General features: G+C 36.2%; 16 protein-coding genes. 3 read left to right on the top strand and 13 right to left on the bottom strand.

What is annotated here, in order from left to right; translation table 11 throughout:
• The 12 genes from LOK78_RS06090 to LOK78_RS06035 all read right to left on the bottom strand — a co-directional run bounded on the left by LOK78_RS06090 (position 1) and on the right by LOK78_RS06035 (position 16,358).
• A complete protein-coding gene (locus tag LOK78_RS06090; RefSeq protein ID WP_232634336.1) occupies positions 1-1,182 on the bottom strand; it encodes an acyl-CoA dehydrogenase family protein in 1,182 nt (393 codons plus the stop codon).
• 30 nt (positions 1,183-1,212) lie between these two features.
• On the bottom strand, positions 1,213-2,079 hold the full coding sequence (locus LOK78_RS06085) for a ComEA family DNA-binding protein (protein ID WP_232634335.1): 867 nt from the start codon (positions 2,077-2,079) through the stop codon (positions 1,213-1,215).
• Positions 2,080-2,097: 18 nt separating this feature from the next.
• Entirely contained in the window at positions 2,098-3,720 is a 1,623-nt protein-coding gene (locus tag LOK78_RS06080) for an alanine/glycine:cation symporter family protein (protein WP_232634334.1), read from the bottom strand.
• Positions 3,721-3,819: 99 nt separating this feature from the next.
• The gene (locus tag LOK78_RS06075) at positions 3,820-4,794 is read right to left on the bottom strand and encodes a potassium channel family protein (RefSeq protein ID WP_231628687.1); all 975 of its coding nucleotides are present in this window, start codon (positions 4,792-4,794) and stop codon (positions 3,820-3,822) included.
• A gap of 50 nt (positions 4,795-4,844) precedes the next feature.
• Positions 4,845-5,072: a PspC domain-containing protein gene (locus LOK78_RS06070; protein WP_082316613.1), complete on the bottom strand. Its 228-nt coding sequence runs from the start codon at positions 5,070-5,072 to the stop codon at positions 4,845-4,847.
• Positions 5,073-5,146: 74 nt separating this feature from the next.
• On the bottom strand, positions 5,147-6,418 hold the full coding sequence (locus LOK78_RS06065) for a DUF2851 family protein (protein ID WP_232394410.1): 1,272 nt from the start codon (positions 6,416-6,418) through the stop codon (positions 5,147-5,149).
• A 65-nt stretch (positions 6,419-6,483) separates the two neighbouring features.
• Positions 6,484-7,665, bottom strand: a complete 1,182-nt coding sequence (locus LOK78_RS06060; protein ID WP_232394411.1) for an acetate/propionate family kinase — start codon at positions 7,663-7,665, stop codon at positions 6,484-6,486.
• A gap of 53 nt (positions 7,666-7,718) precedes the next feature.
• The gene (gene pta, locus LOK78_RS06055; protein ID WP_053972349.1) at positions 7,719-9,806 is read right to left on the bottom strand and encodes a phosphate acetyltransferase; all 2,088 of its coding nucleotides are present in this window, start codon (positions 9,804-9,806) and stop codon (positions 7,719-7,721) included.
• A gap of 216 nt (positions 9,807-10,022) precedes the next feature.
• Positions 10,023-11,477 carry a TolC family protein gene (locus LOK78_RS06050; protein ID WP_232394412.1) on the bottom strand — a complete coding sequence of 485 codons (1,455 nt, stop codon included), beginning with the start codon at positions 11,475-11,477 and terminating at the stop codon, positions 10,023-10,025.
• Positions 11,467-14,712: an efflux RND transporter permease subunit gene (locus LOK78_RS06045; RefSeq protein WP_232394413.1), complete on the bottom strand. Its 3,246-nt coding sequence runs from the start codon at positions 14,710-14,712 to the stop codon at positions 11,467-11,469. Before LOK78_RS06045 ends, LOK78_RS06050 begins: the two co-directional genes overlap by 11 nt.
• Before the next feature lie 21 nt (positions 14,713-14,733).
• Positions 14,734-15,819, bottom strand: a complete 1,086-nt coding sequence (locus LOK78_RS06040) for an efflux RND transporter periplasmic adaptor subunit (protein WP_232394414.1) — start codon at positions 15,817-15,819, stop codon at positions 14,734-14,736.
• A 128-nt stretch (positions 15,820-15,947) separates the two neighbouring features.
• On the bottom strand, positions 15,948-16,358 hold the full coding sequence (locus tag LOK78_RS06035; RefSeq protein ID WP_166959351.1) for a hypothetical protein: 411 nt from the start codon (positions 16,356-16,358) through the stop codon (positions 15,948-15,950).
• A gap of 398 nt (positions 16,359-16,756) precedes the next feature.
• On the opposite strand from LOK78_RS06035, the gene LOK78_RS06030 reads away from it, so the two are divergent.
• From LOK78_RS06030 to LOK78_RS06020, 3 genes are all read left to right on the top strand, one after another.
• A complete protein-coding gene (locus LOK78_RS06030; protein ID WP_232634333.1) occupies positions 16,757-17,209 on the top strand; it encodes a hypothetical protein in 453 nt (150 codons plus the stop codon).
• Positions 17,210-17,372: 163 nt separating this feature from the next.
• On the top strand, positions 17,373-18,461 hold the full coding sequence (locus LOK78_RS06025) for an acyltransferase family protein (RefSeq protein ID WP_232634332.1): 1,089 nt from the start codon (positions 17,373-17,375) through the stop codon (positions 18,459-18,461).
• 125 nt (positions 18,462-18,586) lie between these two features.
• Positions 18,587-18,904, top strand: coding sequence for an antibiotic biosynthesis monooxygenase family protein (locus LOK78_RS06020; protein WP_053972342.1), 318 nt, complete (start codon positions 18,587-18,589; stop codon positions 18,902-18,904).
• Here LOK78_RS06020 and LOK78_RS06015 read toward each other — a convergent pair.
• A complete protein-coding gene (locus LOK78_RS06015) occupies positions 18,888-19,799 on the bottom strand; it encodes a YihY/virulence factor BrkB family protein (RefSeq protein WP_232634331.1) in 912 nt (303 codons plus the stop codon). The genes LOK78_RS06020 and LOK78_RS06015 overlap by 17 nt on opposite strands.
• Positions 19,800-19,888: the final 89 nt, after the last annotated feature.

Here is a 19,888-nt window from a genome sequence, read left to right as displayed (position 1 = left end):
TTATTTTGGGGCGTGTTCTAAAGCAGGTTTATATTCTACCTTATCGATAATCATTTTTGACAAAACTTCTTTTAGAATTTCGGCAGTTCCTCCGCCAATAGGTCCCAACCTACTATCTCTAAACAAGCGAGCCATAGGGTACTCTTCCATATAGCCATATCCACCTAAAAATTGAATACATTCGTAAGCCACTTCATCAGCCATTTTGGTGGATTTTAATTTAGCCATAGTCGCTTCTTTAACCACATACTCTCCTTGATTCATTCTGTAAGCAATACCATAATTAAACTCTTTACAGAAGGTCATGTCAGTATATAGGTCAACAAACTTATGTCTCAACGCCTGAAACTCAGTAAGGGATTTACCGAAAGCCCTTCTGTTATTCATATAATCAAGAGCATATTCCAGAGCAAATTCAGCCCTTGCATGTGCATTGATCCCCATAATTAGACGTTCCAATGCAAAATGCTGCATGATATAAGAAAAGCCCTTGCCTTCCTCACCCATTAGATGGGATACGGGCACCTTCACATTATCAAATGCAATTTCTGCTGTATCTGATGCACGCCAACCTAATTTATCCAATTTGGTTGCTGAAATACCTGGAGTATCTCTATCGATTAAGATGATACTAATACCTTTGTGACCCAAATCGGGGTTCGTTTTTGCTGCAACTACCAAATAATCACTATAAACACCGTTGGTAATAAAGGTTTTGGAGCCATTTATGATATAATGATCACCGTCACGAACAGCCGTCGTTCTCATTCCAGCCACATCACTACCTCCAAAAGGTTCTGAAATACAAAGACATCCAATCAAATCTCCATGAATACTACCCGACAAGTATTTTGCCTTTAGCTCCGGACTCGCTTCAGCATTTACGTGTGTCATCGCTAAATAGGCATGTGCCCAGATATTGGCTGCAAATCCTCCAGAATTTATTTTCTGCAATTCTTCCAGTAGAATAACAGTATAGAAAAAGTCTAAATTCAATCCGCCGTATTCCTCTGGGGATGCTAACCCCAAATACCCCATATCACCAAATTTCTTCCAGATAAACCTCTCTACGGTTCCTGACTTTTCCCATTTATCTATATGAGGAACCACTTCTTTTTTAAGAAAATCCTTCAGGCTTTCTCTAAATAAATGATGTTCCTCTCCAAAATATAAATTGTTCATTAATTTCTAAGTCTTATTTTTTGTGTTTTTCTAATCTAAAGTCAAATACAATTTAATTATTTCCAATTTCACAATCGGAAAATCTTTAATTTTTAACAATTCATTAAAATTTTTAAACCCATCTCGCAAGGTTCTTTCTTCTATTATTTCATGAGCAATTTCATAATCAATATACTTGATTTGCACCAACTCATTTACTGAGGCCGAATTTAAGGCTATTTTGTCAATATGCCTTGGGGTTTTTATGGTAAAGTGCTTCCCTATTTCCTCAATAACTTCTGCAGATAGACCATAAACCTCAAACAGTTCAACCTGATCGGCAAAGCCATTTATCTTTGTACGGAATTTTATAATCCTTTCTGAAAGCGTTGGCCCAATACCGCGCACCTTTTGTAAATCACCAACAGTGGCTAGATTCAAATCCTTTTTTTCTGAAGGGTAATTACTATTGTTCGAAAACGAATTGGTCTTTTGTTTATTGTTAGAGCTTTTAGTCCATTCAGGAAACTTGAAATAGGGTGATATTTCTTTTAACAGGGAATCTGAAACTAAGGTTACTTTTTGAAATTCGCTAACAGAATTCAACCATTTATTTTGCTCTCGATACTTTAACAACCGATCTATTTCTTCATTGTTCATTCCTAACACATAACCTTTGTAATCCGTGATATAATTGGGATTGAAAGGATAAATTTTAGGCTTGCTGTTTTCCTCATAAACCTTAACCAAAGAATCCCTTTCTTTCAAAAAAGCATCAATCTCCTCTTGATTTCCATAGTCAATAGGCTTTGTAAAATCTGACACATAATAAATTGCCTGAACAGCCAACACCACAAGGATCAATAAAAAAATCCCATTTCGTTGTCTTCTTGTAAACAGGAAATGGGATTTCATCATATCTTATTTTTAAAAATATTACATGTGCTTAGTCAAATCTTCAGCCCCTTCATCCAAGGCCTCATGTTTCACATTAATAGCCTTCATATACTTCCTTAATTCTTTGCTAATGATTGGAGATAAAATGACAACCCCAATAATATTAGGTACTACCATGGCAAAAATCATAGCATCTGAAAAATCAATAACTGCCCCTAAACTAATTGAGGAACCTAATACCACAAAAATTAAGAAAAGTATTTTATAAACTAGATCACTTACTTTTCCTTTTCCGAATAAATATACCCATCCTTGCATTCCATAATAAGACCATGAAATCATAGTTGAAAAAGCAAATAAAATAACTGCAATGGTCAAAATAATAGAGAAATGCGGGATAACAGAATCAAACGCAGTTGCTGTTAGCTCTACCCCTTCCTTAATAGGAACACCATATTCCATAAATCCGCCTTCATAATTGGTGATAATGATTACCAATGCTGTCATAGTACAAATCACTACAGTATCAACAAAAGGCTCTAATAACGCTACTATTCCTTCAGATGCTGGGTATTTGGTACGAACAGCAGAGTGAGCAATTGCAGCAGAACCAACGCCTGCTTCATTAGAGAATGCCCCTCTTCTAATACCTTGAATCATAACTCCTACTAAACCTCCCGCAATTCCTAATCCTGAAAAAGCACCTTCAAAAATCAATCCGAAAGCATCACCAATATGCTTGTAGTTAGCTCCTAAAATAATTAGTGAAGCCAAAACGTAAATTCCAGCCATAAAAGGAACTATTTTCTCAGTAACCGAAGCAATCCTTTTAATACCACCTATTATTACCACGGCTACGATAACCGCCATAACCATACCGAAATACATTCCAGCATTATCACTTTGAAATTCAAATAACTTGGTAAACTGCGCTGCCGCTTGATTGGCTTGGAACATATTACCTCCTCCAAAAGAGCCTCCAATCACAAAAATGGCAAAAATAACAGCCAACACTTTTCCTATTCCCCCCATTCCTTTCTCTCTGAATCCTTTTGTTAGGTAGTACATTGGTCCTCCATAGACTGTTCCGTCTTCACCTACATCTCTATACTTGACACCAAGGGTACATTCAGCAAACTTAGAAGCCATACCTAAAAGTCCGGCAACAATCATCCAAAAAGTAGCCCCAGGACCACCAATGGATAACGCTACGGCAACACCAGCAATATTACCCAATCCAACGGTTGCGGAAAGAGCTGCTGTTAATGCTTGAAAGTGAGAAACCTCACCATGGGCACTATCATCTCGTAAGGTCTCAATGATATTATGATCTTCATTTGGTGTTTGATCACCATATAGTGTATCGGCACCATGCTTTTCAATATCCTCATATTTCCCTTGCACCACACGTAAAGCCGTTCTAAACCCAGTAATGTTGATGAACTTAAAATAAATAGTAAAGAAGATGGCACCACCTATCAAAACAATTAAAACCCATGGAATTTGGTAATTTTCAGAAAAGGGAATTTCATAAAAAATACCTTCAACAAACCAGCCAGTATACTCCTTGAAAATTCTATCAAATTTTTCAGAGGCCGATTCTTGGGCAAAGGTGATAAGGGGTAAAATCAAAGTAAAAATTGTAAGAAGATATCTTCTCATGCTATTTTAAGTTTTAGTTAGATTTATATTTCTTTTTTGTAAAGGGCGACAAGATGCAAAAAAAAATGCAGTTATTAAAACATTGGTTGTTAAAAACCCTTAGCTCAAGTTGAATTCAGAATTGAGTTTTTGGATCTGCTCTGGCCTTCCCAAAACGATAATTTTTGAGTTGGGAACTAGATTAATATCAGCATCTGGATTAACTATATATTCTCCTTCTGGACTTTTAAAACCTATCACATTACATCCTGTCTTTTTCCTTAGGTCTAAATCTCGAATGGTTTTTACAGTACTGGTATCATAAAGTTTTTCAACCTCTACTTCCTCGATATTGATATTGGACTTTCCTACAATAGAAAGGTTATCTATAAATTCTATTAAATCTGGAATAACTACTAAAGAAGCCATATGGTCGCCACCAATTCGGTCTGGTAAAATTACGTTATTAGCACCCGCAAATTTCAACTTTTCATAGGAAGTTTCTTGGGACGCTCTACTAATAATTGTCAACTTACTATTTATTTGTCTAGCAGAAAGAACCACAAATACATTATCTGCATCATTTGGCAAAGCGGAAATCAATGTGCTCGCTCTTTCAATTCCAGCTTCCTTTAATACATCATCTTCATTGGCATTTCCATTGACATACAAAATGTTCTCTTCATCCAATTTCTGTAAAAGTTCCTTATTTCTCTCAACCACCACAAACTGCTTTTTATAAGCCTTTAATTTTCGTGCTGCCTGACTCCCATTACGACCATATCCACAAATGATAATATGGTTATTAAGCGCTTCCATTTCCTTTTGCATCTTTTTGATCTTTAAATCTTCATAGTTATTTCTACTTAAAATGTATTCCGTAATCACGCTTATGGCATAACCCACAATAATGACACTTGTTAAAATTAAAATGATGGTGAAAATTTTCGAGGCATCATCCAAAGGCTGGACTTCACTGAAACCTACTGTGGTCATAGTAATGACCGTCATGTAAAGGGCGTTTATCCAAGAATAACCAGACAGAATTTTAAACCCTACCACTCCAGTCCCGACCAATAATGCTAGCAGGAACATCGCTGTGTAGATTTTAGACCTAAAAATTCTAAAAAAAGCTACTCTGGAAATCATAGATCGAAAACAGATGAACGCTTTGTATAAACCAAATCTTTAATACGCATCCAAAATGCGATGAACAAATACAAAGCAAAACCAAACCCTAAGGTTACAAATGTCAAGTACATAAAGGAAGTCCTAACCACCTTAGCCCTAATCCCCAATCTATCTGCAATTCGCTGACATACATGATACCCCCGTTTCTGGAAATAAAGTAAGCTATTGTAAAATATATTCATACCGCAAGATAAACATTTATTTGTACTATGAAATGTTGGTTTGCTCAAGATATCCTGAACCAAACCTTAATAAATCATTTAACTATCAATGCATTTCCTATGGCACATTGAAGGCATTTATTTTTATCACAATATTCTGTTTTCAGCTGCAGTAACCCTTGGGTTTGCAAAGAAGAAAAACCCACTTTTTTTAGTTGATCAAAAGCTTGGACTATATGATTTTTTTCAGGTTTAATTTCATGGGCCAATTGAAACAAATCCTCGGAAGGATCTTTTCCTAAAGATTGATAATATGCAAATTTTAAAGGGATTATGGTATTAATCATAAGCAAGTCAACAAACGATTTGCTCATTACCTTTTTGGACGTTTTGGATTCCTTTCCAAAACTATAATGAGAGTCCCAATAAGGAGAGGTCGATTTACGCAACAATTTATAAAATGCCTCCTTTTTGTTAAGGTCCATCAATTGAGAAAACAAATGTTCCTCTTCATGATATAACGTGGCTAGCTGTGACAATCGTAAAGTTGGAAAATTTTGAGGTCTCAATCGAAAAAACTGAATGGGCAAAACTCCTTGATTAGACAACTGAAACTTTTGATTCAAAAATTGATATTCCTTATTGAGGCTTTTAAAATAACCATCCTCCTGTTCGCCATCCAACAAACCAGCTTGCCCAAACAGTAAAGCTTCAATGGCCATTTGATTGGATCGTACCTTTCTTACAACATTAAAATCTAATGATTCTGCTAAACTTTGAAATGCCTCTCCATTAACCTTAAGGCCAAAGTTCTTTGCTAGTAAAACAAACAAAACAGCCTCCCAGTTATTCTTGGTCTTTTCTAGAAGTTTAAAAACGGCCTGGGATTTTCTTTCCAACCTTTCAACAAACAAGCGCTCCAACCAATTATTAATTGTAAATCCATGAACCTCGGAAAAATGGGTTTCACAATTAATCCATTTATCCTGCTTTGAAAAAAGCTCACGATATCCTGCTACAGTTCTTTCATCTAAGTAAGGTTTCAACTCCACGGTTGGTAACGTTGAATTATCACTACGGAAGACCTCAGTGTCATGTTGATAAACCACATGCAGAATCACATTATTATAGGCGGGGTCATTTTCATGATTATGCTGAAACCAGTCACTGGAATTCATATGAATTTCCACATTTCCAGCCCAAAGCTGGTCCCCTATTTTAATTTGAGCATTAAAAAAATCTGGACCAGAATTATGGTTATGGGTTCCTACATTCCAAATTTCAACAGGCTCATATTGGGTTGTTTCCAATTGCTCCTGATGAAATTTTTTATGTTTCCAGATAAAATGTAGAAAATCCTCTTGCATGGATTAAATTTAGCAGATATTAATCTCAAATGCAATAAATTAAAAATCCTCTTTTAGGATTGCAGTTATATTAAACTGTAAACTTGTCTAGCAATTTCCAATTCTTCATTTGTTGGGACAACCAGAATAGAAACTCGAGAATCTTGACCATGAATTGTCCTAACCTCTCTAGATCTTTTTTCATTCTTATCCAAATCCAATTGAATTCCCAGATAATCCATATCCCTACAAACCAAAGACCTCAACACAGAACTGTTTTCACCTATTCCCGCTGTAAACACAATGGCATCGAGACCGTTCATAGCAGCTGCATAACTACCTATGTACTTTTTAATTCGATACGCATTCATTTCTAATGCCAATTGACAATTTTTATTTCCTTTTTCAGCCTCCGATTCTATATCTCTCAAATCACTAAACCCTGTCAGACCCAACATGCCACTCTTTTTGTTGAGTAATTCATTAATTTCTTTAGAGGAATACCCATACTTATCAATCAAATAGAATATTACCGATTGGTCAATATCTCCAGAGCGTGTCCCCATGATCAACCCATTCATAGGTCCAAAACCTAATGAATGATCGATACAGATTCCATCTTTCACGGCTGATATGCTACAGCCATTTCCTAAGTGCACGGTTACCAATTTGGAGTTTTTTAGTTCCAACACTTCATTTGCTTTCTCTGAAACATATTTATGGCTCGTTCCATGGAACCCATAAAGTCTGATTTTTTTCTCGTAAAACTCGTTGGGAATGGCATATTTGTGTGCCTTTTCAGGAATAGTGGTATGAAAAGCGGTATCGAAAATAGCCAATTGTTTCGCGGATGGGAAAATTTCCTCAGCCACCTCAATTCCTTTAAAATTGGGAACATTATGCAAGGGAGCCAATGAAAATAGATCTTTTATTTTATCCTTTACCTCTTGATTCACAAAGGTTGTTTTGGTGAAATTTGCTCCACCATGAACCACCCTGTGTCCAACAGCATCTATATCATCCTTATTTTCAACGACTCCATTTTCCTTATCCAATAATAGTTGGGAAAGAATATTTAAGGCTTGGGTATGATCTGAAACATTTTCTTCCTTTTCGATAGAAAACGATTCCGATTGATATTTGATATTTGATTGCTCCAGTCCTATTCTATCTACCATTCCAGAAGCCAAAACCTCTTCGTTAGGCATTTGCAATAATTGAAATTTGATTGAAGAACTTCCGGAGTTTATTACTAAAATTTGTTTCATTTGATATCCATCAACAATATTAATACTATAGTTTTAGATCTTGGCAAAACCAATTATAATTGAGCCTGAATAGCAGTTATAATAATGGTATTGTATACATCATCAACTGTACATCCTCTACTTAAATCGTTTACTGGTTTATTTAGACCTTGAAGCATGGGACCTATTGCCAGCGCACCAGTTTCTCTTTGTACCGCTTTATAGGTATTATTCCCTGTATTTAAATCAGGAAATATCAATACATTGGCTTGACCAGCAACTTCAGAATCAGGCATTTTGCTTTTCCCAACAGCCATATCTACTGCGGCATCATATTGAATAGGGCCTTCTATTTTTAGATCTGGTCTTTGTTTTTTCACTATTTCGGTCGCTTCGCGCACTCGGTCGACATCTTCTCCTTTCCCTGAAGTACCTGAGGAATAGGACAACATGGCAATCTTCGGTTCAATACCAAAGGTTTTACTACTTTCTGCCGATGTAATAGCAATTTCAGCTAATTCAGCAGCAGTAGGATTTGGGTTAATGGCACAATCTCCAAAAATGGAAACTCGATCTTCCAAACACATAAAGAATATGGAAGATACCACAGAAACACCAGGCTTGGTTTTAATAAATTGAAGTGCTGGTCTAATGGTATGCTGTGTTGTATGTGCCGCTCCAGATACCATACCGTCGGCGTGCCCTTTGTAAATCATCATGGTTCCAAAATAGGAAACATCACTCATCCAATCCCTGGCGATATCCATATTGACATTTTTATGCTTTCTCAATTCATAAAACGTAGAAACATAATCTTCAAAATAATCGCTTTCAACTGGATTGATAATTGAAACCGTATTTAGATCCAATGGAATTCCATGAAGCATGACTAATTCTTCAATTTTATCCTTTTCTCCCAACAAGGTTAAATCAACCAAGTTTAAACCAGAAAGTCTTGCTGCCGCCTGAAGAATACGTACGTCATTACCCTCAGGTAAAACAATATGTTTTTTCGTTTTTTGGGCTCTTTGCAACAATCCATATTGGAACATTCTAGGTGTCATTCCTATAGGCTTGAAATTGATTAATTTTTCAACCATAGGGTCTATGGGAACATATTTTTCAAAGGCATTAAGACAAGTCTCTATCTTTTGAGAACTACTGGCATAAATTCTTGATTTTATTTGACCTATTTTATTCGTCACAGAAAACGTTCCTCCTTTAACCGAAATGATGGGAACAATTTGAGACAATCCCTCTATTAATTTCAAAATAGGTTCTTCAGGAATCAACCCTCCAGTCAACACGATTCCGGAAACTCTTGGGTAACTGGCAGAAATATTGGCTTGAAGTGCGCCCAAAATAATATCTGCACGATCCCCCGGCGTGATCACCAAGGCATCTTCCCTGAGAAATGTCAAATAATTTCTTAATTGCATTGCCCCAACCGCATAACTTCCTGTTTGATTATTAAGATATCCTTCTCCAAACAACACCGTTCCTTCTAGCTCATCTATTACCTCTTTAATTGTTGGGTTGGCCAAAGTTGGGATTTCTGGGATGGCATAAACTGCTACATCACTACCAAAAAATGCCTGAAGTTCCTTCTTTGTTGGTTTTAAATTGTCCTGCGAAACTTTATTGGCAATTACTCCCAGCACAGGCACCTCTTTTTGAGAGAATGATTGAAAGGCCATTTCCAAACCGTTTAACATCTCAGCTTGCGATTTATCTTGACCACTCCCAATTATAATAGCAGGGATTCTAAGATTTTTAGCCATTAACACATTAAAATCAAACTCAAACACCGTACCGTCAACCAAAAAGTCACTGCCCTCGACCAAAACGAAGTCAAAATCGTTTTCAAGTTGCTTGTATTTGTGAATGATTAAATCTAAAACCTGTCCAGACTTTCCTTGGTTAAGCATTTGTACCAATTGCGGTCTTGTGTAAGCATAAGCCTGCTCATAATCCAATTTTAAGTCAAAATTGGACAAAACCGTATCGAGATGGTTATCAACTCCGGTTTTATGGGTATCTATAATAGGTCTGAAATAAGCAACTCTAGCTACTTTTCCCAAAAGGGAATTCATTAGACCTAATGTAATCAGCGACTTACCACTATGAGATTCCATAGTGGCAACATATAGTCCTTTATTCATGATTAATTTTGTTGTATTAATTTTCAGATACTTCTGATAATGAACGAGTAAAGTTAGAAATTTAATAGTTAAATTTACTGATGTTTGTCATACTTTTGCTTATAAAATTTGATAAGAAAGAAGGAAAAATCGCAACATTTCTTGAAATTTCCTTCAAGAAAAAAGCCATTCCAAAATTTTGGAATGGCCTTAAAATTAAAACGACTGATCACACCATTACTGCCAACCGCCACCTAAATTTCTATAAAGGGTAACTCGAGCCAATAATTGTTCTTTTTTGGTTTCTACTAGTTCAATTCTAGATTCCAATGCATCTCTTTGAGTTAACAGAACTTCCATATAATCGGCCCTTGCTGATTTAAACAGTTTATTGGTAATATCTATTGATTGATTTAAAGCATCTACTTGATTCTCTTTAAGTTCATAGCTCTTTTTTAAATTGTCGATTTTAGACATTTCATTAACCACTTCTATATAGGCGTTTAAAATGGTCTTTTCATACTCAAAAATAGCTTGAAGTTGCCGGTCGTTGGCATTGAAATATTCAGCTTTTATAGCATTTCTATTGATTACAGGCGCCACCATATCACCCACCACCGAATACAATAAAGAAGCCGGGGATGTAGTCAAATATTTTAGGTTAAAAGACTCAAATCCCACACCTGCTTTAATGGTGAAAGAAGGATAAAAATTAGCTTTAGCCACTTTGACATCCAACTTGGCCGCAGCCAATTCATACTCCGCTTTTCTGATATCGGGTCTATTATTGAGTAATTGCGAAGGCACACCTGAGAACAAAGTATCCAATTCCTTTTCTACAAACACATCAGAATTTCTAACAATGTGTTGTGGCGTTCTTCCAATGAGAAAGTTGATTCTATTTTCGGTCTCTACAATTTCCTGTTTGACTGAAAACAGTTCACTTCGGTTTTTATAAACCTCAGCCTGCAATCTTTGTACTCCCAATTCGGTAGCTCGAGCGGCTTGTTTTTGAAGCTCAACTGTTTTTAAGGCGTCATTTTGAAGTTTTAGGTTTTGCTGAATGATCCCAAGCTTATTGTCCAGGGCTTCCAACTCGTAGTAGGAGTCAGCGATTTCGGAAATCAAATTGGTAACCATAAAGTTTTTTCCTTCAACAGTGGCCAAATAATCCATCATAGCTGCCTTTTTGGAATTTCTTAGCTTTTTCCAAACATCCAATTCCCATGTAGCAAACGCTCCAACTTGATAATTTGGAAGTGGTTCTGGAAATTCCTCGCCTGGTCTAATGTCCGAATTGGCATCATTAGCTCCTTGACTTGTGTATCTACCAACTTTCTCAACTTCTCCGGCTGCCTGAATTCCAACAAAAGGTAAGTACTCTCCTTTCCTAGCTCTAATTTCATTTTTAGACATATCCACCTGCATCATTAATATATTCAACTCTTGGTTGTTCACCAAGGCTGTATCAATAAGTGCTATTAACTGATCGTCATTAAAAAAGCTTTTCCAATTAATGGTAGCTACATTTGTGGTATCTCCAGAAATTTCTTCCTGATAACTTTGGGGAAGAGAGGCATTCTCTTCCCTTATTTCCTTAGTCGGGACACAACTGAAAAATAGCAGTATCACCAGACCCAAAAGACCCCAAGATTGAGGTATGTTATATTTTAAGATTATATTACTTCTCATCTTTTCGATTCTTCATTAATTTTTTCAATTGTTTATTCATCTCATTCAATTTCTGTCTTAAGCCACTTTGCTCCTCTCCATGCCTCATAAATTCTTCTGACATAGGCTCAAGATTTTCGTCCTTGATTAAGCTTCTGCCTTCAGCCATTTTTCCAAAAATGAAATACAATCCAGGAATTACCAAAACCCCAAATACGGTTCCAATCAACATGCCTCCTAAAGATGAACCTCCAATGGTTCTATTTCCAATAGCTCCTGCACCTGAGGCTAGAACCAAAGGAATCAAACCGGCAATGAAAGCAAATGAGGTCATTAAAATAGGTCTGAACCTCATCTTTGCTCCTGCAATTGCTGACTCAAGGATGCTGGCTCCTTGCCTATTTTTTTGCACCGCAAACTCGACGATCAACACCGCATTCTTACTCAATAATCCCACTAACATAATCATACCTATCTGCGCATAGACATCATTGGAAAGTCCCATAAGTTTTAGCATTAAAAAGGAACCAAAAACCCCAATGGGCAAGGATAAAAGGACAGCAAAAGGCAACAAGAAACTTTCGTATTGGGCAGCCAATACAAAATACACGAAAATGAGAACTACTATAAAGACATAAAGGGCATCATTTCCACGTTGCGCTTCATCATATGACAATCCTTCCCAAGCAATATCATAGCCTCTTGGTAATGTTTCCTTGGCTACTTCCTGAATCGCCTTTATCGCATTATCACTCGTATAACCTTTGGCTGGCAATCCTCTAATGGCAGCCGAATTGTATAAATTATAACGCGTGATTTCGTTAGGTCCCAGCTTTTTTTCCAAAGTCATAAAAGAAGAATAAGGCACCATTTGTCCTTCTTCGTTTTTCACAAAGAGTTTTTCAAGGTCTGTAGGAAGACTTCTGTATTCTGGAGCTGCTTGGGTATATACCTTAAAGAAGCGACCAAATTTGATAAAACCTTGCTCATAGGTACTACCAATTAAGATATTCAAATTTTCCATGGCCTTTCCAATGGAAACACCTTTTTGCATAGCCGCCTTATTATTAATCTTCAAATCGTACTGCGGATAATTGGCTGCAAAAAAGGTAAACAGACCGCTCAACTCTTTTCGTTCTCCCAAGGCTTCCAAAAATTCGTTATTGATTCTTTCAAATTCATGGTAATCAGTGCCATTGGTTTTATCAAGGAGTCTCAAAGAAAAACCTCCTGAGGAGCCAAATCCAGGAACTGCAGGGGGTTCGAAATATTCAATCACCGCACCAAGATTCTTTCCTTCTTCTTCCAATTCCTCCATAATCTCATGAACCGAATGCTTCCGGTCAGACCAAGGTTTTAAGTTGATTAAACAAGTTCCTGCATTAGATCCACGTCCTTCAGTCATAATCTCATAACCAGCCAAAGATGATACAGATTCCACGCCTTCTATTTCCTCACAAATGGCTTGAAGTTTACGTGCCACATCATTGGTACGTTCCAAAGTTGCACCTGGTGGGGTTTGGATAATGGCGTAGATCATCCCTTGATCTTCACTTGGAATAAATCCGGAAGGCAATATTTTATTCACCAATCCTGTTCCTACACAAAATGCAATTAGAACTGCAAAAGTAATTACCCTTCTATGCACTATATGCTTCAAAACGCCTACATAGCGCCCCGTCAACCTTTCAAAAAGTCTGTTAAAACTATCAATGAAACGATTCATTAAGGACTTTTTCCTAGGCTGCCCATGATTATTCTTTAAAATCATAGCACACAACACAGGAGTCAAAGTCAAGGCCACAATAGCCGAAATCACGATTGAACCAGCCATAGTTATGGAAAACTGTCGATAGAATACCCCTACCGGTCCTGTCAAGAAAGAAATAGGAATAAACACGGAAACCATGACCAATGTAATTGCGATAATAGCACCACCTATTTCACCCAAAACCGCCTGAGAGGCCTTATAAGGACTAAGATGTTGTTCTTCCATTTTTATGTGGACCGCCTCCACGACCACAATGGCATCATCCACAACAATTCCAATGGCCAAAACCAAGGCAAATAGGGTAATCAAATTGATGGAGAGTCCGAAAATTTGCATGATAAAAAATGCACCTACCAAGGATACTGGAACTGCAATTATCGGGATCAGGGTCGAGCGCCAATCTCCTAAAAATAGAAATACAACAATGGCCACTAAAATAAAGGCATCCCTTAAAGTATGAAGTACCTGTTCGATGGAAGCATCGAGGAAATTTGACACATCATAACTTATCTTATAGTCAATTCCTGGAGGCAAATCTTCTTTGAGTTCCTTGAGCTTCTCCTTGACAGCATCAATGACATCACTACCATTACTTCCAAAGGTTTGTTTAAGTACAATTGAAGCAGAAGGTTTTCCATCCAAATTGGAATAAATATCAAAAAACTCACTTCCCAATTCCACATCGGCAATATCTCCGAGGGTTATCATCTCCCCTTCGGCATTTGCTCTAATGATAATGTCTTTATACTGTTGGGGCTCACTATACCTATCTTGATAGGTCAACACATACTCCAAGGCCTGTGATTTTTTCCCAGAACTTCGACCAATCCTACCGGGACGTGCCAAAATACTTTGATCTTGCATTGCTTCAAGAACTTCTTCGGCTGAAATATTATAGGCCCGCATCCTGTCAGGCTTCAGCCAAACCCTCATGGCAAACTTACGGCTACCTAAAATCTGGGCACTGGCAATACCGTTTATCCTCTGGATTTCAGGTACAATTCTGGTGTAAGCATAATTATAAAGGAATTTTTCATCGGTATTATCCTTCTTGCTATAAAGGTTGACATACATCAACATACTGGGCTGAACAGGAGTTATGATAACCCCTTCTCTTTGAACCAATTCAGGCAGCAAAGGCATCACCTGATCAACCCTAGTTTTCACCCGGACTACGGCATCGTTGGGATCGGTACCTGGATCAAAAATAATTCTTACTGTTCCTTCTCCTGCACTAGTGGCATCGGAAGCAATATATCGCATGCCTTGGACACCATTGATAGCCGTTTCTAAAGGAATCAAAGTTGATTTCACCAACACATCGGCACTAGAACCTGGATAGGCTATAAAAATATTTACTGTGGTTGGTGCAATTTGCGGAAACTGCGAAATGGGCAGTTGTTTTATGGCCAAGAATCCCGTAAAAACAATAATTACAGAGATGACAATGGCCAATACTGGTCTTTGAATAAACTTTTTAAACATTGTCTGATAGTTTTGGGATTTCTACTCGGCGTATATGTCTAAATGAGCTAAAACGTCATCTGCCTTTTCCAACTCAAATTTTATTTTCTGACCATCCTTCACAAGTCGGATCCCCTCCAACAGAACTTTATCGTTTTCCTCAAGCCCTTGAGTAACTTCAAACAAATTGGATAATTCGGCGCCAACCTTGACTTCTCGTTGCCTAACTACATTATCCTGATCAACAACAAAAACGAAATGTTTATCCAACACCTCAAATGTGGCTTTCTGAGGAATCAACAAGGCATGATTCAAAGCTGTTTTCATAAGAACTGTTCCTGTTTCTCCATGTCGCAAAATGCCATCAGGATTTGGGAAAGTGGCCCTGAAAGCTATATTCCCGGTCTCATTATTGAACTCACCTTCAATGGTTTCTACAATACCATTTTGATTGAACTTTTTATTGTTGGCCATGAGCAAGCTTACTTCCTTTTTTTCTTCTTTTTTGGCGCTCATGATGTAATCTAAATATTCGGCTTCAGGAACATTAAAATATACCCACATCTGACTGTTATCTGAAAGAGTAGTAAGTAATTCTCCTTCTTCAAGCATACTTCCTTCTCTTACATGCAAATGGTCCATGATCCCATCAAAAGGCGCTTTAATATTTGTAAAACCTAAATGGGTTTCTGCCAGTTTCACTTCAGCTTTCGATTTTTCAAAATTGGCTTTTGCAAGTGCTAACTCATTGGGAGAAACCACTTGATTATCTGCCAAAAGCTTAGTGTTTTGATATTCAATGGAAGCCGCATCATTTTCTGCTTTCGCTTTTTGAAGTTCTGCTTGATATATGTTTGGCATGATTTGGAACATCATCTGTCCCTTTTGGACTTTTTGTCCTTCATCTACCTTAATTTCTTGAAGGTAGCCCTTTTCCATAGCTCTCAGTTCTATATTCCTGATGGAGTGAACCTGACAAACATATTCTTTGGTGATAGATGTATCTTTGTAAATGGGATTGGTTACTTGAAAAGTGCGTTCTTCGTGCTTCTCCTCTTTGTGGGATTCGCAACCAATACTAATAATAAACATGACCAACAGGCCCATGTAAATTGGGTATTTTTTCATAGTACAATGAAATTTTAAAATGAATAAATGTTGATAAGTAGTAGCCTGACTTAATTCTAGGACAGACTCATTTTGGGTAATGAAACGGATTCAAAAAATGGTAAATGAGATTTTACCATTGAAGATTTTCAGATTCTAAAAACTTGAAATTGGATATACTTCTTGTATACAGTCCTTGATAAGGATTCTTTTCGATCAAAAAGCGGGTTAGAATGTGCTTCTAATGTTCTTAAACAAGAAAAAGCATATAAAAAGGCAATACTTACCTGGTGGTGAAAAGAAATGGAATTGCCATTTTGATCATGACTACCTTCAACCTCCTCACTTTCCGTGATTTCAGTAAAAAACTTTTCGAAATCGAAATGACCCTGATTGTCTTTTGAAGATAAGGTCAACTGATTTGCATTGGAAGCTTCGGAAACATTTCCTATGATATCCTCTACAGAATCAACATTAAAATTGGAAGTTGCAAACAATTGGGCTAAACCTCCTAAAAGGATAGCGATACCTAGCAGATATTTTGCAAAAGTTTGCCTCATGATTTGGCACAAAAGTATTTTGGGGTTTTAATATGCACAAGAAAAATTTGTTAAATTCATGATAAACCTTAGACTTAACAATATAAAGGTTAACATTTCATTTATATGACAATTTAGGGCCCTAATATTTGAATAATTACCAACAAAAATTCTCCAAAAGAGGATTTAACCCACTGACAAAGTTGATTGCTTTTATTTTTTTTAGTATCTTTAAGGGAAATAGTATTTACTTCCTTAAGAGCAATCCGTAGCATGGAATTGTATGATTTGGATTTCTTTTTGAAATTCATACACCAATTTTTTTAATCTATCCCTAAAATTGGCCCCGAGGTTATTTGTCCCACTTCGTTAATTAAATGACATATTAAAAACCAATTTCTAACCTTAATTCAAACATTATGAAACGACTAGGGATTTTAATTGTACTCATTTTCGGATTTCAAATGAGTGCCATACCACAAGAAACCAGTAATAACGATCAATTACAAATTAAAGAAGCTATCGACACCTATTTTGTAACCATGTGGGAATTAGATAATGTTACCTATGTAGAAGAATTTAATCACAAAGGCCCCAACAGTTCCTCTTATTTTGAATCAGAAGTTTTAAAAAATTATAGTAAATACCATATTGACAAAATTAACCTCTTGTCTTCTAATAATGTAATAAGTAATTCACAATTGGATCAAGAAAAGGCAGAAGTCAAAGTCTATTTCGATACCTACGAAAGTGGGGGATTCTCTCATTGTGGCATGAAAATATTCAAACTCTCAAAAAGTTTAGGAGATTGGCGAATCAAATCTGTTGAATCTTTTGTACACCCAGAGGTGTGTCCTGAAATTGTAGATTAAAACATTTTTTTATTTCATAGAATTGAAAAATTAAAATGTCTATTAAGGATTTTAGCTGTTTATTGTTCTAGCTTATTCAGTCGTTGATTTTTATTAATCTGCACCATGGCCAATAAATTAAAATGATTATATTTAGCTGAATAACAACCTGCTATTAATCTAAATGCAATACATAAAACAACTTGACAGCTTACGAGCTATAGCTGTACTTTTTGTTATATTTCATCATTGGAAACCTGCCCAACATGTTAATAGATTCTCTTTAGGAGCTATGGGTGTCTACATATTTTTTGTAATTAGTGGATTTCTTATTTCCTCCATTCTTCTATTTGCCAAAAAAAATCACGAAACCAATCATACCTCTAAAAAGACCATTTTAAAAAGTTTCTACCGAAGAAGGGTTTTAAGAATATTCCCTCTATATTATTTTGCAATTACCTTAGGTTATATACTACAAAATCATATCAATCTGTATGTTGATTTTGAAAAGCTTCTTCCCTATCTCGCTACCTTTACCACCAATTATTACTTTTTATTCAACGAAACTTGGGGAGGTTTGTTCTCTCATTTTTGGTCTCTCGCTGTCGAAGAACAATTCTATTTAATTTGGCCTTGGATTTTGGTCTATTGCCACAAAAAATACCTGCCGGTGGTGATCATTATTTTCATCTTTATAGGAATTGGACACCAATATCTTTCTAATTATGAAATTGAACAAGTTGGTATCTCAACCCTTTCTTGTTTTGATGCCTTGGGTTTGGGGTCATTACTAGCCTTTTACTATGTATATAACCCTCCTACATTAATTAAATTTCAAAAAGTATTTGCTCCCTTGGGTATTATTATACTTGTATTATTCTTAATGAAATACCTATTCCTATATGGCGTAATTTTTATCCCAAATTTACCCTTAGGAACCTCAATGGCCATTATGACCACTGCTCTAATCAACCACTTCATAGTTCATCATGAGAACAAAAATTTTAAAGAAGCTTTCTTCTTTAAAAATAAGATTCTAATTTGGATCGGGAAATTGAGTTATGGTTTGTATGTATACCACTACTTTATTCCAGAAATATTTGGCCCTATTATTTTTGGCCAAAACACCCAAACATTCAAAAATCAAAATTTTAGTTTAAATCATTCGTTTCAGTTTGTTACCTACCTCCTTATTACTTTGTTTATTTCATTCATTTCTTACAGATTCTTAGAGCAAAGATTTTTAAAACTTAAAAACCTATTTAAATATTAGTTCTATTCTATCAAACTCCTGAAGTACAGGCAAATATTAACTTTTCAAATTTATATTTAAAGTAAAAAACTTGTATCTTTATTAGCATCTTAAGATACCTAGAAATCATTTTAAATACATTCATCATGTTTGCGGTTATCTATTCCTTTAAAGTAAAACCTGGGTTGGAGTCAACCTTTGAAAGAGCATGGAATGAAGTCACAAGATTAATTAAGATGCATGAAGGGGGATTAGGTGCCGTACTTCACAAAAAATGCCAACAACACTATATTGCTTATATGCAATGGCCAGATGAGGATACTTGGCAGCTGGCTGGTAAAAACCTGCCTTTAACTTCCAATAAAATAAGGAAGTTTATGAAAGATTCTTGCAATTCCATTGAAACCTTATTCAAATTAGAGGTTTTAGATGGCGTACAAGGCTCCTTTATTCAACAACATTAATTTTAAGTAAACTCTCATTCTCATTTTCTTTCAATCCATAGGTATCGGCATATACCTTAGTGAATTGCGCTCCAAAAAAGAAAATTAAGGATGCGTAACTAGCCCATAAGAGCACTAAAACCAGTCCTCCTGCAGCTCCATAAGTAGACCCCGGATCTGATTTCCCAAAGTATAGTCCGAGTAAAAATTGGCCCAAAACAAACAAAACTGCTGTAAAAAATGCACCTATCCATACATTTTTCCATTCAATTTTACGGTCTGGCATAAATCTAAACATCAAGCCAAACAATAGAAAAATAATAGCTGATGATAGGATTCCGTCCAAGCCATAAGCCAAATAAACCACCAAATCTGGAAAAAGAGTTCCCAAATAATCAGTAGTTGCTGATAAAACTGCCGTCAAAGCAAAACTAATCAGTAATAAAAAACCAATGACCAAAATGAATGCAAAGCTTCTTGCTCTATCTGTAATCAATTCCCAAATTTGGTTTTTAAAATGTTTTTTAGTGGATTCCACACGCCACAATTTATTCAATGAAATTTGTAGTTGATAAAAAACACCGGTAGATCCATAAATCAAGGTGGCTAACCCAATCACCGTAGACCAAATACTTTTCTTTTGATCTTGAGTATCTTCTACAATTGCCACAATTGTTTGGGCAGCATCGGCACCCAAAGCTGATTTTATTTCATTGATCAACCCACCTCTAATTAATTCTGAACCCCAAATCCCACCAATGATGTTGATAATAACTACCAACAAGCCAGGCAAAGACAATACAGCGTAATAAGCCACAACCGCACTCATTCTCCAAGGGTCTGAAGCCATCCAAGCCTTAAAGGTTTTGGCAGTTAATTTTGGTAAATGCTTGAATTTAAATTTTTGCTCAGTCATGTTAAAAGGTTGAATAGGATTCCCACTCAAACCTTGAAGCTAATCATTTTGATTTGTAAAGGAAAATTTACTCTTGTTTTTTAAAGATT

The sequence above is a fragment of the Mangrovimonas futianensis genome (genome assembly GCF_021245805.1).
GTDB lineage: Bacteria > Bacteroidota > Bacteroidia > Flavobacteriales > Flavobacteriaceae > Mangrovimonas > Mangrovimonas futianensis.
The sequence above is the reverse complement of the archived record's forward strand: the minus strand, read 5'-3'. Positions and strand labels throughout refer to the sequence as shown.

Coding starts and splice junctions, on each gene's coding strand:
- LOK78_RS06065 (WP_232394410.1), bottom strand. CDS start 6,418: ATGCAAGAGGATTTTCTACATTTTATCTGGAAACATAAAAAATTTCAT.
- LOK78_RS06050 (WP_232394412.1), bottom strand. CDS start 11,477: ATGAGAAGTAATATAATCTTAAAATATAACATACCTCAATCTTGGGGT.
- LOK78_RS06040 (WP_232394414.1), bottom strand. CDS start 15,819: ATGAAAAAATACCCAATTTACATGGGCCTGTTGGTCATGTTTATTATT.
- LOK78_RS06025 (WP_232634332.1), top strand. CDS start 17,373: ATGCAATACATAAAACAACTTGACAGCTTACGAGCTATAGCTGTACTT.
- LOK78_RS06035 (WP_166959351.1), bottom strand. CDS start 16,358: ATGAGGCAAACTTTTGCAAAATATCTGCTAGGTATCGCTATCCTTTTA.
- LOK78_RS06090 (WP_232634336.1), bottom strand. CDS start 1,182: ATGAACAATTTATATTTTGGAGAGGAACATCATTTATTTAGAGAAAGC.
- LOK78_RS06030 (WP_232634333.1), top strand. CDS start 16,757: ATGAAACGACTAGGGATTTTAATTGTACTCATTTTCGGATTTCAAATG.
- LOK78_RS06045 (WP_232394413.1), bottom strand. CDS start 14,712: ATGTTTAAAAAGTTTATTCAAAGACCAGTATTGGCCATTGTCATCTCT.
- LOK78_RS06015 (WP_232634331.1), bottom strand. CDS start 19,799: ATGACTGAGCAAAAATTTAAATTCAAGCATTTACCAAAATTAACTGCC.
- LOK78_RS06085 (WP_232634335.1), bottom strand. CDS start 2,079: ATGATGAAATCCCATTTCCTGTTTACAAGAAGACAACGAAATGGGATT.
- pta (WP_053972349.1), bottom strand. CDS start 9,806: ATGAATAAAGGACTATATGTTGCCACTATGGAATCTCATAGTGGTAAG.
- LOK78_RS06060 (WP_232394411.1), bottom strand. CDS start 7,665: ATGAAACAAATTTTAGTAATAAACTCCGGAAGTTCTTCAATCAAATTT.
- LOK78_RS06075 (WP_231628687.1), bottom strand. CDS start 4,794: ATGTTCCTGCTAGCATTATTGGTCGGGACTGGAGTGGTAGGGTTTAAA.
- LOK78_RS06020 (WP_053972342.1), top strand. CDS start 18,587: ATGTTTGCGGTTATCTATTCCTTTAAAGTAAAACCTGGGTTGGAGTCA.
- LOK78_RS06070 (WP_082316613.1), bottom strand. CDS start 5,072: ATGAATATATTTTACAATAGCTTACTTTATTTCCAGAAACGGGGGTAT.
- LOK78_RS06080 (WP_232634334.1), bottom strand. CDS start 3,720: ATGAGAAGATATCTTCTTACAATTTTTACTTTGATTTTACCCCTTATC.